This window comes from Nonomuraea ferruginea, assembly GCF_039540635.1.
Lineage (GTDB): Bacteria > Actinomycetota > Actinomycetes > Streptosporangiales > Streptosporangiaceae > Nonomuraea > Nonomuraea ferruginea.
In genome coordinates, this window is record NZ_BAABFD010000008.1 from 1 (window position 1) to 13,676 (window position 13,676).

14 protein-coding genes are annotated in these 13,676 nt (G+C 71.9%); 3 read left to right on the plus strand and 11 right to left on the minus strand.

Translation table 11 applies throughout. From position 1 onward, the window contains the following. From ABD999_RS16420 to mraZ, 3 genes are all read right to left on the minus strand, one after another. The coding region (locus tag ABD999_RS16420; RefSeq protein WP_345482783.1) for a hypothetical protein at positions 1 to 229 on the minus strand (229 nt) is incomplete at its 3' end. Beyond that, a complete protein-coding gene (gene rsmH, locus ABD999_RS16425) occupies positions 213 to 1,196 on the minus strand; it encodes a 16S rRNA (cytosine(1402)-N(4))-methyltransferase RsmH (protein ID WP_271279774.1) in 984 nt (327 codons plus the stop codon). The genes ABD999_RS16420 and rsmH, both read right to left, overlap by 17 nt. Before the next feature lie 217 nt (positions 1,197 to 1,413). Beyond that, complete coding sequence (gene mraZ, locus ABD999_RS16430) at positions 1,414 to 1,845, minus strand: division/cell wall cluster transcriptional repressor MraZ (RefSeq protein WP_148032682.1); 432 nt, start codon at positions 1,843 to 1,845, stop codon at positions 1,414 to 1,416. A gap of 425 nt (positions 1,846 to 2,270) precedes the next feature. Between mraZ and ABD999_RS16435 the strand changes: the two genes are divergently transcribed. The 3 genes from ABD999_RS16435 to ABD999_RS16445 are packed head-to-tail and all read left to right on the plus strand — an operon-like array spanning position 2,271 to position 6,981. Continuing rightward, on the plus strand, positions 2,271 to 3,296 hold the full coding sequence (locus ABD999_RS16435; protein ID WP_372452399.1) for an AAA family ATPase: 1,026 nt from the start codon (positions 2,271 to 2,273) through the stop codon (positions 3,294 to 3,296). Beyond that, a complete protein-coding gene (locus ABD999_RS16440) occupies positions 3,293 to 4,546 on the plus strand; it encodes a DUF58 domain-containing protein (protein WP_148032684.1) in 1,254 nt (417 codons plus the stop codon). Before ABD999_RS16435 ends, ABD999_RS16440 begins: the two co-directional genes overlap by 4 nt. Then, entirely contained in the window at positions 4,543 to 6,981 is a 2,439-nt protein-coding gene (locus ABD999_RS16445; RefSeq protein ID WP_271279773.1) for a transglutaminase TgpA family protein, read from the plus strand. The genes ABD999_RS16440 and ABD999_RS16445 overlap by 4 nt, the downstream gene beginning before the upstream one ends. A gap of 84 nt (positions 6,982 to 7,065) precedes the next feature. On the opposite strand, the gene ABD999_RS16450 is transcribed toward ABD999_RS16445, so the two are convergent. The 8 genes from ABD999_RS16450 to ABD999_RS16485 all read right to left on the minus strand — a co-directional run bounded on the left by ABD999_RS16450 (position 7,066) and on the right by ABD999_RS16485 (position 13,654). Then, positions 7,066 to 7,461: a DUF3040 domain-containing protein gene (locus ABD999_RS16450; protein ID WP_148032686.1), complete on the minus strand. Its 396-nt coding sequence runs from the start codon at positions 7,459 to 7,461 to the stop codon at positions 7,066 to 7,068. Positions 7,462 to 7,663: 202 nt separating this feature from the next. Then, positions 7,664 to 8,905, minus strand: coding sequence for a DNA polymerase IV (gene dinB / locus ABD999_RS16455; RefSeq protein WP_271279772.1), 1,242 nt, complete (start codon positions 8,903 to 8,905; stop codon positions 7,664 to 7,666). A gap of 27 nt (positions 8,906 to 8,932) precedes the next feature. After that, a complete protein-coding gene (locus tag ABD999_RS16460) occupies positions 8,933 to 9,658 on the minus strand; it encodes a methyltransferase domain-containing protein (RefSeq protein WP_308248785.1) in 726 nt (241 codons plus the stop codon). 130 nt (positions 9,659 to 9,788) lie between these two features. Next, the gene (locus ABD999_RS16465) at positions 9,789 to 10,127 is read right to left on the minus strand and encodes an MmcQ/YjbR family DNA-binding protein (RefSeq protein WP_271279771.1); all 339 of its coding nucleotides are present in this window, start codon (positions 10,125 to 10,127) and stop codon (positions 9,789 to 9,791) included. A gap of 40 nt (positions 10,128 to 10,167) precedes the next feature. Further along, entirely contained in the window at positions 10,168 to 11,376 is a 1,209-nt protein-coding gene (locus ABD999_RS16470) for an MFS transporter (RefSeq protein ID WP_271279770.1), read from the minus strand. Between the two features lie 242 nt (positions 11,377 to 11,618). Continuing rightward, the gene (gene nusB, locus ABD999_RS16475) at positions 11,619 to 12,029 is read right to left on the minus strand and encodes a transcription antitermination factor NusB (RefSeq protein ID WP_271279769.1); all 411 of its coding nucleotides are present in this window, start codon (positions 12,027 to 12,029) and stop codon (positions 11,619 to 11,621) included. Position 12,030: 1 nt separating this feature from the next. Beyond that, a complete protein-coding gene (gene efp, locus ABD999_RS16480) occupies positions 12,031 to 12,591 on the minus strand; it encodes an elongation factor P (protein WP_148032692.1) in 561 nt (186 codons plus the stop codon). Positions 12,592 to 12,616: 25 nt separating this feature from the next. Beyond that, entirely contained in the window at positions 12,617 to 13,654 is a 1,038-nt protein-coding gene (locus ABD999_RS16485) for a M24 family metallopeptidase (protein ID WP_148032693.1), read from the minus strand. Positions 13,655 to 13,676 lie beyond the last annotated feature (22 nt).

Genomic DNA, 13,676 nt, shown 5'->3' on the forward strand with positions numbered 1-13,676 from the left:
AGAAGAGCAGCAGCTCGTCCGGGCACCGCTCCGCCGACTCGTACACCTCCGACCACGGCTCGTCGTCGGCGCGCGGGCGGCGCCTGGCCGCGTCGGGCCGCGGCTGCGGGACGGGCTTGGCCGGGTGCGGCGGCTCGGGCCTGCGCTGGCCGGTCTTGGCCCCAGTCGTGGGCACAGCGCCGCGGACGGGCGCGCCCCGCCTGGTCTCCTGCTCAGTCCTGGTCGTCAACACGGATCCTCTCTGCGGCCCTGAGCCGGGCCGAAGCCGCCCGCGGGTTGCGGGCCAGCTCTTCTTCGCTCGGGAGCTCGGCTCCCCTCGTCAGGGTGCGGAACCGCGGCTGGTGGGCCGGCAGCGGGACGGGCAGCCCCGGCGGGCTGGTGTCCCTGGTCCGCGCGGTGAGGACCTGCTTGGTGAGCCGGTCCTCCAGCGAGTGGTAGGAGAGCACGACGACCCTCCCGCCCAGTGCCAGCGCGTCGAGCGCGGCGGGCAGCGCCACCTCCAGGGCGGCGAGCTCCGCGTTGACCTCGATGCGCAGCGCCTGGAAAGTCCTTTTGGCGGGGTTTCCCCCGGTGCGCCGGGTAGCGGCGGGGATCGCGTCCCTCACGAGGTCCGCGAGCCGCTTCGTCGACGTGATGGGGTCCTTGGCGCGTTCCTTGACGATGAGGTGCGCGACCCGTGCCGCGAACCGCTCCTCGCCGTAGTCGCGCAGGATCCGGATCAGCTCGGCCGCGGAGTAGGTGTTGACCACCGTCTCCGCCGTGAGCTCCTGCTCGGTGTCCATCCGCATGTCCAGCGGGGCGTCATAGGAGTAGGCGAACCCGCGCGCCGCCTCGTCGAGCTGCGGCGAGGAGACGCCGAGGTCGAACAGCGCCCCGTCGACAGTGGTGCGCCCCGCCCTGGCCAGCACGGCGTCCAGCTCGTCGGACGAGGCGTGGACCAGTGTGGTGCGCCCGGCGTACGGCGCGAGCCTGCGCGTGGCGTACTCGATCGCGAAAGGGTCGCGGTCGATGCCGATCACGTGGAGTGAGGGGTGTGCGGCGAGCAGGGCCTCGGTGTGGCCGCCGAGCCCCAGATTGGCGTCGACGACGACGGGGGCGGGGCTGGAGGCGGACGCGGTGATCGCGGGCTCCAGCAGCTCCAGAACGCGTTCGAGCATGACCGGAACGTGACCGGTCGTGTCGGCGTCGTCGTGCATCTCCACCCCCCTTTCGCGTCCTGGCTCGCGGATGACGCGGCCGGTCGATGTGTCGGTTGTCCTGGGTCCCCACCCCGGCGCCGCCCGGCCAGGTCCCCATCCGCACCCTCTTCGTGGACGCCTGCCATCTGACACCGGGGAAGGTGCATCAGCTGGCCGGCAGTGGTTGCGGGTGGAGACCTCGCCGAACGACATCTCCGACGGCTCGACCGTTTGTTTACAAGATCCCTGGCAACACCTCCTCGGAGAGGTCGGCGAACGCCTGTTCCTGCTCGTTGAGATAGGTGTCCCAGGCCTGTGCGTCCCAGATCTCCAGACGGGTGTTGGCCCCGATGACGACGCAGTCACGCTCCAGGCCGGCGTACTGGCGCAGGCCCTGCGGAATGGTGACGCGCCCCTGTTTGTCTGGCTTCTCGTCGGACGCGCTGGCGAAGAAGACGCGGCTGTAGTCACGCACCGCTTTGGCGGTAACCGGGGCGGTCCTGAGAGCCTCGGTGATGCGCTGGAACTCCTCCACAGGAAAGACGTAGAGGCATCGCTCCTGGCCTTTGGTGATCACAAGACCCTCCGCCAGCTCCTCACGGTACTTAGCCGGCAGGAACAGCCGTCCCTTGTCGTCCAGACGCGGGTGATGGGTGCCGAGGAACATCGGCGCCACCTCCCGTGCCTCGTGAAGCGCTCGGCGCTGGTGCACCGCGCTCTCCACTGCGCACCACCATACTCCACTTCTCCCCACCGTCAACTGATTCGAACCTTGTCCGCCGCTCAACTGGGAGGCGTTGTCGCAGGTCATAGCGGGTGGTGCGGAGTGGGGCCGGGGAAGCGCCCGCGGACCGGTGGCGGGCGTGTCGGGGCGCGCGAAAGCCGGGCCAATAAGGAGGCCCTGTGACGGGCGGGGCGGAGGTGGGGGAAAGTGGCGCGGCGCGCGGCCCGGTGTGTTACGGCATTCGCACCGCTATGCGACAAGAACGCGAACAGGAGCAGGCTTCTCTGGAATATCCACAAAAGTCGCCCAAGAACGCACAGAGTCGTAGGGTCGTACAGATAATGGAAAACAATGGCATGCCTCCCGCAATGCGAAGCCTCGCGCGAGGTGGCCGTCGCACTTCGCATGGAGGCCTGGTGGCAGTAACCCATGACGTCCCTCACCAGCTCGGGGAGCTGGTCACCACCGCTCACCGCATCCGCGAGGCCATCGAATCGGTGATCGAGGGAAAGGGCGACGCCGTCCGTCTCACACTGACCGTGTTGCTCGCCGAGGGCCATCTGCTGATCGAGGACGTTCCAGGGGTCGGCAAGACGATGCTGGCCAAGGCGCTGGCGCGGTCGATCGACTGCCCGGTGCGCCGCGTGCAGTTCACCCCCGACCTGCTGCCCAGTGACATCACCGGAGTGAGCGCCTACAACCAGCAGACGCGCGAGTTCGAGTTCAAGCCGGGGCCGGTGTTCGCCAACATCGTGGTGGGCGACGAGATCAACCGCGCCTCCCCCAAGACCCAGTCGGCGTTGCTGGAGTGCATGGAGGAGCGGCAGGTCACCGTCGACGGGCACACCTATCAGCTGGACGCGCCGTTCATGGTGATCGCGACGCAGAACCCGATCGAGATGGAAGGCACCTACCCGCTGCCCGAGGCGCAGCGCGACCGGTTCACGGCCAGGGTGGCGATGGGCTACCCGGAGCCGACGGCCGAGCTGGAGATGCTGGACGTGCACGGCGGCACCTCGCCGCTGGACAAGCTGGAGCCGGTGGCCACCACGTCGGAGGTGCGCGCGCTGATCGAGGCGGTGCGCGGCGTGTACGTGTCGCAGCCGGTCAAGAAGTACGCCATCGACCTGGCGGTGGCCACCCGCCACTCGCCCGACCTGCGCCTGGGCGCCTCGCCGCGGTCCACGCTGCAGCTGGTGCGGGCGGCGCGGGCGCACGCGGCGCTGTCGGGCCGCGACTACGTCATCCCTGACGACCTGCAGGACCTCGCGGTCCCCGTGCTGGCGCACCGGCTGCTGCCCAGCGTGGAGGCGCAGGGGCAGCGGCGGCTGCCCGAGCAGGTGGTGATGGAGCTCGTCAGGCGCGTCCCGGTGCCGGAGACCCGGGCGTCGTGAGAGCGGGACTGCGAGCGCTCACCTCCAGGGGACGGTCCTTCCTGGCGTCGGGCGTCGCGGCGCTGCTGATGGCGTTCCTGCTCGGCGAGAACGACCTGTTCAGGATCGGGGTGCTGGTGGCGGCGCTGCCGCTGCTGGCCGCGATGGTGGTGGCGCGCACCCGCTACCGGCTGAGCTGCGCCAGGCGGCTGGACCCGGCCAGGGCCGAGGCGGGCGGCGAGGCCACGGTGACGCTGCGGCTGGAGAACGTGACCAGGCTGCCCACCGGCCTGCTGCTGATCGAGGACACGGTCCCGTACGCGCTGGGCGTGCGGCCGAGGTTCGTGCTGGACCGGGTGGAGGCGCGGGGCATCCGGGAGATCGACTACAAGGTGCGCTCGGATCTGCGCGGCCGGTACCCCATCGGGCCGCTGTCGGTGCGCATCGCGGACCCGTTCGGGCTCGTGGAGCTGACCCGTGCGTTCACGATCACCGACACGCTCGTGGTGACTCCGCAGGTGGTGGCGCTGCCGCACGTGCGGCTGTCGGGCGAGTGGACGGGCGGCGGCGACAGCCGCACCAGGAGCGTGGCGGCGGCCGGCGACGACGACGTGGCCCCACGCGAGTACCGGCAGGGCGACGACCTGCGCCGGGTGCACTGGCGCTCGACGGCCCGGCGCGGCGAGCTGATGGTACGGCGCGAGGAACAGCAGTGGCAGAGCCGCGGCGCCCTCCTGCTCGACACCCGTAAGTACGCGCACCGCGGCGAGGGCCCGCGCTCGTCGTTCGAGGTGGCGGTCTCGGCCGCGGCCTCCATCGGCGTCCACCTCGCCCGCGAGGGCCTGGGCCTGCGGCTGGTGACCGACCAGGGGCCCGAGCACCTGACCGACACCGGGCTGAGCTGGTCGCTGCTGGACACGCTGGCGATGGTGCGCGGCTCGTCGGCGCGCTCGCTGGAGATGGGCGTCTCCGCGCTGCGCGCGGGCGGCGGAGACGGACTGATCGTGGCCGTGCTCGGCTCGCTCGACCCGGAGGAGGCCAGAGACCTGGCCAGGCTGAGACACAGCGGCATCACCGGCGTGGCGGTGCTGCTGGACGTGGAGACGTGGAACGGCCGCGAGGCCGACGAGGACTACCAGGCGGTGCAGACCGTGCTGGCCGGATACGGATGGCGGATCGTCCGGCTGCCCGCCGGGGTGTCGATCGCGTCGGTGTGGCAGGACGCGGGCAGCCGCGGCCGGTTCGCCGTGAGCGGAGGTACGGCTTCATGAGGCTCTCGATCGCCGCCGCGGTGGCGACGTTCACGGCCGCGATCCTGCTCTATCCGCTGTTCGAGGGCGGGGCCTGGTTCTGGGGCTCGCTCGGCGCGGTCCTCTCGGTCATGCTGGCGAGCCTGGTCAGCGGGCGGCTGTCGCTGCCGTCGTGGGCGGCGCCGCTGCTCGGCGTGGGCGTGCTGTTCGTCTATCTGACCGTGTCGTTCGCGGCGGAGGAGGCCTGGGCGCTGTTCGTGCCGACCGAGGACTCCGTGGTGGAGGTGGCGCGCCTGCTGGCCACCGGCTGGGCCGACATCCAGCGGTACGCGGCGCCGGTCCCGGCCAACGAGGCCATCACGCTGCTCACCACGGGCGGCGTGGGCCTGATCGCGATCGTCGTCGACCTGTTCGCGACCAGGCTGCGCAAGGCGGCGCTGGCCGGGCTGCCGCTGCTGGCGCTGGCCACGGTGCCGGCCACGATCCTGTCCGACCCGATCAGCTGGCCGGCGTTCATCGTGGCCGCGTTCGGGTTCACCGGCCTGCTCCTCGCGGACGGCCGCGAGCGGGTCGGCCAGTGGGGCCGGGCGGTGCTGGTGCGCCGGACCCGGACGACGGCGGCGGAGCTGCGGCCGGACAGGCGGGGCCCCGGCGCGTCCGCCGACACGAGCGGGCTGCGCCTGTCGGGCAAGCGCATCGGGTTCGCCGCCATCGCGCTGGCCGTGCTGGTGCCGGCCATGCTGCCGGCCATGGAGCCGGTCTCGTTCTTCACCTTCGGCGTGGGGGGCGGCGGGCCCGGCCGGGGCAACTCGATCAGCATCCCGAACCCGATCGCGAACCTGAAGGGCCAGCTGGAGCTGCCGGAGCAGCGGACCGTGCTGACCTACTCCAACTCCGACAACCAGCCCCGGTACCTGCGCATCTACTCCCTCGACACCTTCGACGGCGACCAGTTCGGCATGACGCAGCCGGAGGGCGCGCCGGAGAACAGGACGGACAACGGCCCGCTCCCGCCGCCGCCCGGCCTGGGCGGGGGCGTGAAGCTGAAGAACGTCACGTCCACGATCACCATCAGCGACGAGATCGCCAAGCTGTCGTTCCTGCCGCTGCCGTACCCGCCGCGGGAGATCCGCGTCGAGGGCGACTGGCGGGCTGACGTCCGCACGCTGATGGTCTTCTCCACCCGCGACGAGGCGGCGGGCCTGGAGTACCAGGTCGCGACCAGCGACCCGGAACCCACGGCCGAGGTGCTGGAGTCGGCGCCGTCGTCCCGGCAGAGCATCGACGAGCGCTACCTGGAACTCCCCGACGACCTGCCGGAGGAGATCAGGGAGCTCGCGCGGGAGCAGGCGGGCGACGCCAAGACCGCCTACCAGGCGGCCGTGCGGCTGCAGAGGTTCTTCACCGACACCGGCGGCTTCGCCTACAGCCTGCGCACCCAGGGGCACGGCAACTCGGCGCTGGCCGACTTCCTGCTGCACAGCCGGGCCGGCTACTGCGAGCAGTTCGCCGCCTCGATGGCGATCCTGGCCAGGGTCGTCGGCATCCCGTCGCGGGTGGCGATCGGCTACACGGGCGGCACGCAGCTCGGCGGCCAGTGGACGGTGGCCACGAACGACTCCCACTCGTGGCCGGAGCTGTACTTCGAGGGCGTGGGCTGGCTGCCGTTCGAGCCGACGCCCTCGGGCACGCTGGGCCAGGGCAGCGCCCGGGTGCCGGAGTACACCCAGCCGCGGCCCGAGGCCACGGCCGACCCCTCCTCCCCGACGCCGGACCGGACCTCCAGCGGCAGCGCGGAGGAGGAGCTGGGCCCGCAGAACCGGGGCAACGTGCGCGAGCTGGACCGGGAGGCGCTGCTGGCCAACGGCGGGCTGCCGCCGGAGGAGTCGACGCCGCTCGCCGCGCAGATCGGCATCGGCGCCGCGGTGCTGCTGCTGGTGCTGCTGATCCCGGCCGCGGCCAGGCTGATCACCAGGAGCAGGCGGGTCCGGGCGCTGGGCTGGAAGGTGTCGGAGCCGTCGGACGAGATGACGGCCAGGGTCGTGGCGGGCCGCCATCCGGCGGTGGCGGCGGCCTGGGCGGAGCTGGACGACGCGCTCTACGACTACGGGATGGCCCGCGAGCCCAGCGAGACGCCGCGCCAGCTGGCGCGGCGGCTGACCGAGCAGTACGAGTTCGGGGCCGAACCGGCGGCGGCCGTCACGGCGATCGCCTCGGCGGTGGAGCGGGTGCTCTACTCGCGGGAGCCCGGCGAGATCCCGCCGATGGGCGGGGACCTGCGCCGGGTGCGCAAGGCCCTGGCGGCGACCGTGTCACGTGCCAGGAGGGTGCGGGCGGTGCTGCTGCCGCCGTCGACGGTGCGGCGGCTGCGGCTCGTGGGCGAGCGGCTGCTGGACGGCTTCGACCGCCTGGAGAACATCAGGCTGCGGAGGACTGCGACGCAGAAGGGGACGTGAGAATCTGACCGAAGGTGCGGTCGTCTCCCGCGAGGGGGACGGCCGCACCTTCGTCTAGGGGACGCCTTGATCGGGGGATGCGTGTCAGCGCTCGTCGTGACGACGACGCCAGCGTTCCTCCATGCGCTCCATGAAGGTGCCCCGGTTGCCCCGGCGGACCTGCTTGCCCTGCGGTGGAGCCCCCTGAGCCGAGGAGTCACCACCGAACCCATTCATTCGTTTCCAGCTGGACAGGCCCCACAGACACGCAGCGAGCATGACCACGAAACCGCCGACGCCGAGCGGGATCAAGTTGATCACCACGCCGACCATCAACAGGACGACGCCGAGGACAAAGCCGATCGTGGCTTTGACCAGGCGCCGCTTGTAATGGCTGCGTGGGTCACTGATCCTTACGGTGTTGGCCCACTTCGGGTCCTCGGCGTAGAGGGCCTGCTCGATCTGGTCGAGCAAGCGCTGCTCGTGCTCAGAGAGCGGCACGGCGCCTCCCAAGGACGGCCCCAGGACGGGGAAGACGGCAACGGACGACACGGGGTGTCCGGACCTCGCGGTCGGTTATCCCCAGAATACGAGGCTGTAGACGTAGGCGAAAGCAAACGTCCAAGGCAGACCAAACCGGAGGTGACGTCATGGCTTCATTCTGGGCCATCTTGGTCTCCTCCCCCGAAGTCGTGACATCGCCTCACGCCTCCATTTCATCAAGTTTGCCCCGAACTAGCGAAGCCGGGAGCACGGCATCGGGACCGAATCTCCGGATCGCCCGGTCCATCGCCTGCTCGGCCTCACGCCAGCCGGTCTCGCGCTCACCGAGAGTGAGCTGACGGGAGGCGGAATCGGCGGGCCGGAGGTTCTCCATCCTGACGCCGACCAGGCGCAGGCGCACCCGTTCGAGCCCGGCGGCGTGGTAGAGCTCGCAGGCTGTGGCGAAAATCTCCTGCGCGACATCGGTGGGCTCCGGAAGGGTCCGGGACCGGGTGATGGTGGAGAAGTCAGCGCGGCGCAGCTTCACACTTACAGTCCTGCCCACGTGACCGCCCTTACGCATCCTCGCGGCGACCCGTTCGGACAGGCGGAGCAGCTCGCGCTTGATGATCTCGGGATCGTCGACGTCGGCGGCGAACGTCTCCTCGTTGCCGATGCTCTTGTCGGGGACGTGCGGGCTCACCTGCCGCTCGTCGCGGCCCCACGCCAGCGCCGCCAGGTGGCCGCCCGCGGACGGGCCCAGCTCGCGCTGGAGCGTGGCGACGGGCACCCGGGCCAGGTCGCCGACGGTGCGGATGCCGAGGCGCACGAGGGCCTGCTCGGTGCGCTCGCCGACGCCCCACAGGGCGGAGACGGGCAGCGGGTGGAGGAACGCCACCACCTCCTCCTGCGGCACCACCAGCAGGCCGTCGGGCTTGCACTGCTTGGAGGCGAGCTTGGCGACGAACTTGCTGCCGGCCACGCCCACCGAGCACGTGATGCCGAAGCGCTCCAGCACCTCCGCCCTGATCGCGGCGGCGATCGCGGCGGGCGGCCCCAGCCGGCGCAGGGCGCCGCCGACGTCGAGGAACGCCTCGTCGGACGCGATGGGCTCGACCATCGGGGTGATCGAATGGAAGATCTCCATGACGCCTCTGGAGACCTCGGAGTATTTTCCGTGGCTGGGCGGGATGACCGTCGCCTGAGGGCAGAGCCGGCGGGCCCGGCTCATCGGCATGGCGGAGTGGACACCGAACGCCCTGGCCTCGTAGGTGGCGCTGAGCACGACGCCGCGCCCGGCGGGCGAGCCCACGATCACCGGTCGGCCGCGCAGCTCGGGCCGCTCCAGCAGCTCGACGCTGGCGAAGAAGGCGTCCATGTCGACGTGCAGGATCGGGCAGCCGGTGTCGTCGGCCCCGGTCCGCGGAGCGGGGCCGATGCCCGTGATCTGCTTGCGTGCCACGCCGCCGATTCTATCCGAACAGGCGTTCTAGGCCGATGGCCTGCGGCCGACGACGTGCAGCTGGGTCGCGATGTCGCGCAGCACCGGATGGGCCGAGGCGGCCTTCTCCAGGGCCACCAGCGCCTCCGCCGCGCCCGGCTCCCCGTCGACGAGCCGGCTGGGCACCAGGTCGGCGAAGACCCGCACGCCGTGGACCGGCCCGGCCCCGAGCCCGGCCGCCGACAGCAGGCCGGTGAGGGTCTCTCCGGTGAAGCGGCGGGGCGTGGGGTCGCGGTCGCCCCAGCTGCCGAGCGGGTCGGCGAGCGCGGCCCTGGACTCGTCGAACTGCCCGGCCAGCGCGCGGTGGATGGCGGCGGCCACCGGGTTGGCAGCCAGCACGCTGACCGCACCGCCGGGACGCAGCAGCCCGGCCATCTCGGTCAGGGCGCCGACGGGATCCTCCACGTACTCCAGCACGCTGTGGCAGAGCACCAGGTCGGCGCAGCCCGGGCTGAGCAGCTCGCCCAGGTCGGCGGTGTCGCCCTGGAGGCCGCGCACCTCCACGCCCGCCTCCTTGGCCCGGCGTTCGAGCGCGGCCAGCGAGTCGGGGCTGGGATCGACCACGGTCACGGTGTGGCCCAGCGCCGCGAGCGGCACGGCGAACCCTCCGGTGCCGCCGCCCGCGTCGACGATGTCGAGCGCGTCGCGCCCGGTGGCGCCGGCCAGCTCCGCCAGCACCTCGCGCAGCGCGTCCCAGACGACGGCGGTCCGCACCGCCGGGGTCCTCGTGACGCCTTCAGCTCGCAACGTCGGCTCGCCTCCCTCTCCTCGTGGGTCCGCCCCAGCCTACGCCGTACGGGTGCCGCCCGCTCCCCTGCGATCTGGACCGCTCCCGTACGGGTCGTCAGGCGTCGAAGGCGGCCACCAGCCGCTTGGGGGCGCGCAGCCGCCACGCGTCGGTGAGCAGTTCGCCCAGCTCCTCCTCGTCCACCTCCGGCAGCCGGACCAGCACGGCGGCGTACCCGTCGAAGTGCGGCGTGGTGAAGAACGCCCCGGGCCGGGCGGCGGTGAGCTCCAGCTTCTCCTCCTCGCTGGGCACCGGCACCGCGAGCACGTCCCGTTCCTCCCGCATCCTGGCGAACCACTTGCCGCGGACGTAGAACGCGGGCGTGCCGTACATGGTCTTCTCGCCGGTCCCGGGCAGCGCGAGCGCCAGCCTGCGGACGTCGTCTTCGGTGGCCATGTCCCGATCCTCGCCCCGCCCGTCCCGCCGGGGCAACCGGTCACGGCGGGTCCCGGAATCGCGGCATGCCCCTGACCAGGAGCAGCGCCGGCGGCACGAGGAGGATGACGGCCGCCGCCGACGCGAGCACCGCCGCCGGCCCGGCGAGGGCGGCCAGCGGCCCGGTCAGCGCCTGCCCGAACGGCATCAGGCCGAAGCCGCACAGCCAGGCGAACGAGCTGATCCGCCCGATCAGGTGCTCGGGGATCTCGCGCTGCAGGGCGACCTCCCAGTGGATCGCGTACGTCTCCACCCCCGCCCCGGCGATCGCGAACGCCAGGAAGATCACGGCCGGCGAGGGAGCGAGGACCAGAGAGAGGGGCGCCGCGGCGTAGAGGGCGATCGCGGTCAGCGCCACGGCCCCGGGGGCGCGCGGCCGCCACGCCATCGTGACCAGGCCGCCTGCCAGGCCGCCGGCCCCGTAGCAGGTGAGCGCCAGCCCGTACACGGCGGGCGAGCCGAACGCGGCGGTGGTCACGACCGGCAGCAGGACCTGCGTCGGCGCGATGACGAACATGAGGTTGACCGCGGAGAAGATCAGAATGGCGCGCACCCACGGGAGCCGCCGCGCCTCGGCGACGCCGGCGCGGACGTCCTGGACGAACGAGGCCCTGCGGGCGGGCTCCCGCCGGGGTTCCCCGGCCCGCCAGAGGGTCAGGACCGCGACAGCGAAGGTCATCGCGGTGATCCCGTACGCGGCCCCGGTGCCGGACAGGGTGATCACCCCGGCGCCCGCCGCTGGCCCGGCCATGACGCCGGTACGGATCGCGACGCTGACCAGCGACCTGCCGGAGACGCGCTCGTGGTCGCCGAGCACGCCCTGCAGCAGAGCGTTGAAGGCGGGGCGGACGAACGCCTCGGCCAGCCCCGACAGCAGCACGGCCCCGGCCGCCGCCCAGATCGGGAACGTGCCGGTCACGGCGAGAGCCGCCGCCAGGAGGGCCTGGAGTCCGTAGGCGGCCATCAGGACCCGTTGCCGCGGCAGCCGGTCGGCCCACACGCCGCCGACCGGCAGGAACACCACGAGCGTGACCCCGCGCGCGGCGAGGACCAGGCCGAGCGCGACCGCGTCACCACCCACCTGGAGTACGGAGACGGTGATCGCGACGGCGAACATCTGCTCGCCCGCGACCGCGGCCACCTGGCCGGGCAGCAGCAGGCGGAACCGGGGGTTGCCGAGCGCGGCTGGACGGAACACCCGATCAGCCACGTGGCTCTGGCACGGGAGGCACGCCGCCCATGCTGGCACCGGCGGGGCCCGCGCGGGGCCGGGCGGGTTACGCCCAGCGCGTGACCGGCGCGGCGGCCGGCTCACACCCAGCGCGAGCACGGCGCTAACACGGCGCGGACGCCGCGGTGCGGGTTACGCCCGGTGTGAAACGTGGATGTGGCGGCGGGCTCGCCGTGCGGAGGAGCCGGTCAGGGGGACGCCGTGACCGGCCCGTACGGGAGCTAGAGCGTCAGGCTGGGCTTGAGCTGCTTGAAACGCGCCAGCAGCCCGTTGACGAACTGGGGGGACTCGTCCGTGGACAGCTCGCCGGCCAGGTGGACCCACTCGCTGATGACCACGCCCTCGGGGACGTCGGGCATCCACAGCAGCTCGTAGGTGCCGCCGCGCAGGAGGTTGCGGTCGACGGCGGGCATGCGTTCGAGGGTCCAGCCCTCGGAGTAGGTGGTGATCAGCTCGTCGATGCGGGCGAGATGGCGGGTGACCCCCTCGACGAGGGTGGAGGTGTACTCGTTGACCGGGGGCTCCTGGCGCTCGACCCGCTCGGCCAGGATCTTCAGCGGATCCTCACTGCGGAGTTCGGCCTCGAAGAGGATGTCGAGCGCACGCCGGCGTGCTTTGCCCCGTGCCGACACCTCAGGCCCGGCCGAGGTATTCGCCGGTGCGGGTGTCGACCTTGACCCGCTCGCCGGTGGTGATGAAGAGCGGCACCTTGATCTCGGCGTCGGTCTCCAGCGTGGCGGGCTTGGTGCCGCCGGTGGAGCGGTCGCCCTGCAGGCCGGGCTCGGTGCTGGCGATGGTGAGCTCGACCGCGGCGGGCAGGTCGACGTAGAGCGCGGAGCCCTCGTGGAAGGCCACGGTGGCCAGGGTGTTCTCCAGCATGTAGTTGGCGGCGTCGCCGACGGTGGAGGAGGGCACGTTGACCATGTCGTAGGTCTCGGTGTCCATGAACACGAAGTCGTCGCCGTCGCGGTAGGAGTATTGCATCTCGCGCTTGTCGACGTTGGCCACCTCGACCTTGACGCCGGCGTTGAAGGTCTTGTCGAGGACCTTGCCGGAGAGCACGTTCTTGAGCTTGGTGCGCACGAACGCGCCGCCCTTGCCCGGCTTGACGTGCTGGAACTCGACAACGGACCACAGCTCGCCACCGTCGAGCTTCAGCACCATGCCGTTCTTGAGGTCGTTGGTTGTCGCCACTCGTTCTCTCCCGCGTGTGGCCGCTCTAAAGGACGAGCAGCTCCTTGGTCGTCTTGGTGAAAAGTTCCGGCTCGCCCTGTCGTGTGACGAGGGTGTCCTCGATGCGAACACCGCCCCGGCCCGGGAGGTAGATCCCCGGCTCCACGGTGATCGGAACTCGATCCTCAAGTCTACCGGTACGTGCGGGGCCCAGGAACGGCTCCTCATGGATCTCGAGCCCGACGCCGTGGCCGAGGCCGTGCCGGAAATGGTCGCCGTGGCCGGCGGCGGCGATGAGGGAGCGGGCGGCGGCGTCGACCTCCTTGGCGGTGGCGCCGGGGGTGACGGCGTGCCGGCCGGCCCGCTGGGCCTCGGCGACCAGGTCGTAGACCTCGCTCTGCCAGTCGGCGGGCGGGCCCAGGCAGACGGTGCGGGTCATGTCGGCGTGGTACCCCTGGTAGGCGGCGCCGAAGTCGATGGTGACCAGCTCGCCGGAGCGCAGCTCGCGGTCGGTGGGGGCGTGGTGCGGGATGGCGCCGTTCGGGCCCGCGGCGACGATGGTGTCGAAGGCGGGCTTGGCGGCGCCGAGCTCGATCATGCGGGCTTCGAGGAGCCGGGCCACGTCGCGCTCGGTGACGCCGGGGCGGATGGTGTGCAGCACGTCGGCGAAGGCCTGGTCGGTGATGGCGCAGGCGGTACGGAGGAGCTCCAGCTCGTCGTCGTCCTTGACCGCGCGCAGCCCTTCGACGAGGGGCCCGAGCGGCACGAGCCCGGGCCCGAGCCGCTCGTAGGTGGCCACGCTCATGTGGGCGGCCTCGATGCCGACGCCGGGGGCGGCGAGCTCCCCGGCCACGTCGGCGGCCTCGACCGCCTGCACGTCGAGGCCGTGCGTCTTCTCGATGTAGCGGTTGTCCGTCACCAGCAGCGCCGAGCCGTCGGCCTTGATCAGGGCGGCGGCGTTGGAACTGACGAGCCCCGTGAGATAGCGGACGTTGACGGTCGAGGTGACCAGCATGGCGTCGACCTCGTGGGCGGGCAGCAGGGCCGCGAGCCGAGCTCGCCGCTGTGCGTAGTTGACGGTCACGCGCTTAATGTACGCGGATCTC

Bases quoted from the DNA above. Each gene is read 5' to 3' on its own strand.
- rsmH (WP_271279774.1), bottom strand. From the start codon at position 1,196: ATGCACGACGACGCCGACACGACCGGTCACGTTCCGGTCATGCTCGAA.
- mraZ (WP_148032682.1), bottom strand. From the start codon at position 1,845: ATGTTCCTCGGCACCCATCACCCGCGTCTGGACGACAAGGGACGGCTG.
- ABD999_RS16435 (WP_372452399.1), top strand. From the start codon at position 2,271: ATGCGAAGCCTCGCGCGAGGTGGCCGTCGCACTTCGCATGGAGGCCTG.
- ABD999_RS16445 (WP_271279773.1), top strand. From the start codon at position 4,543: ATGAGGCTCTCGATCGCCGCCGCGGTGGCGACGTTCACGGCCGCGATC.
- ABD999_RS16465 (WP_271279771.1), bottom strand. From the start codon at position 10,127: ATGGCCACCGAAGACGACGTCCGCAGGCTGGCGCTCGCGCTGCCCGGG.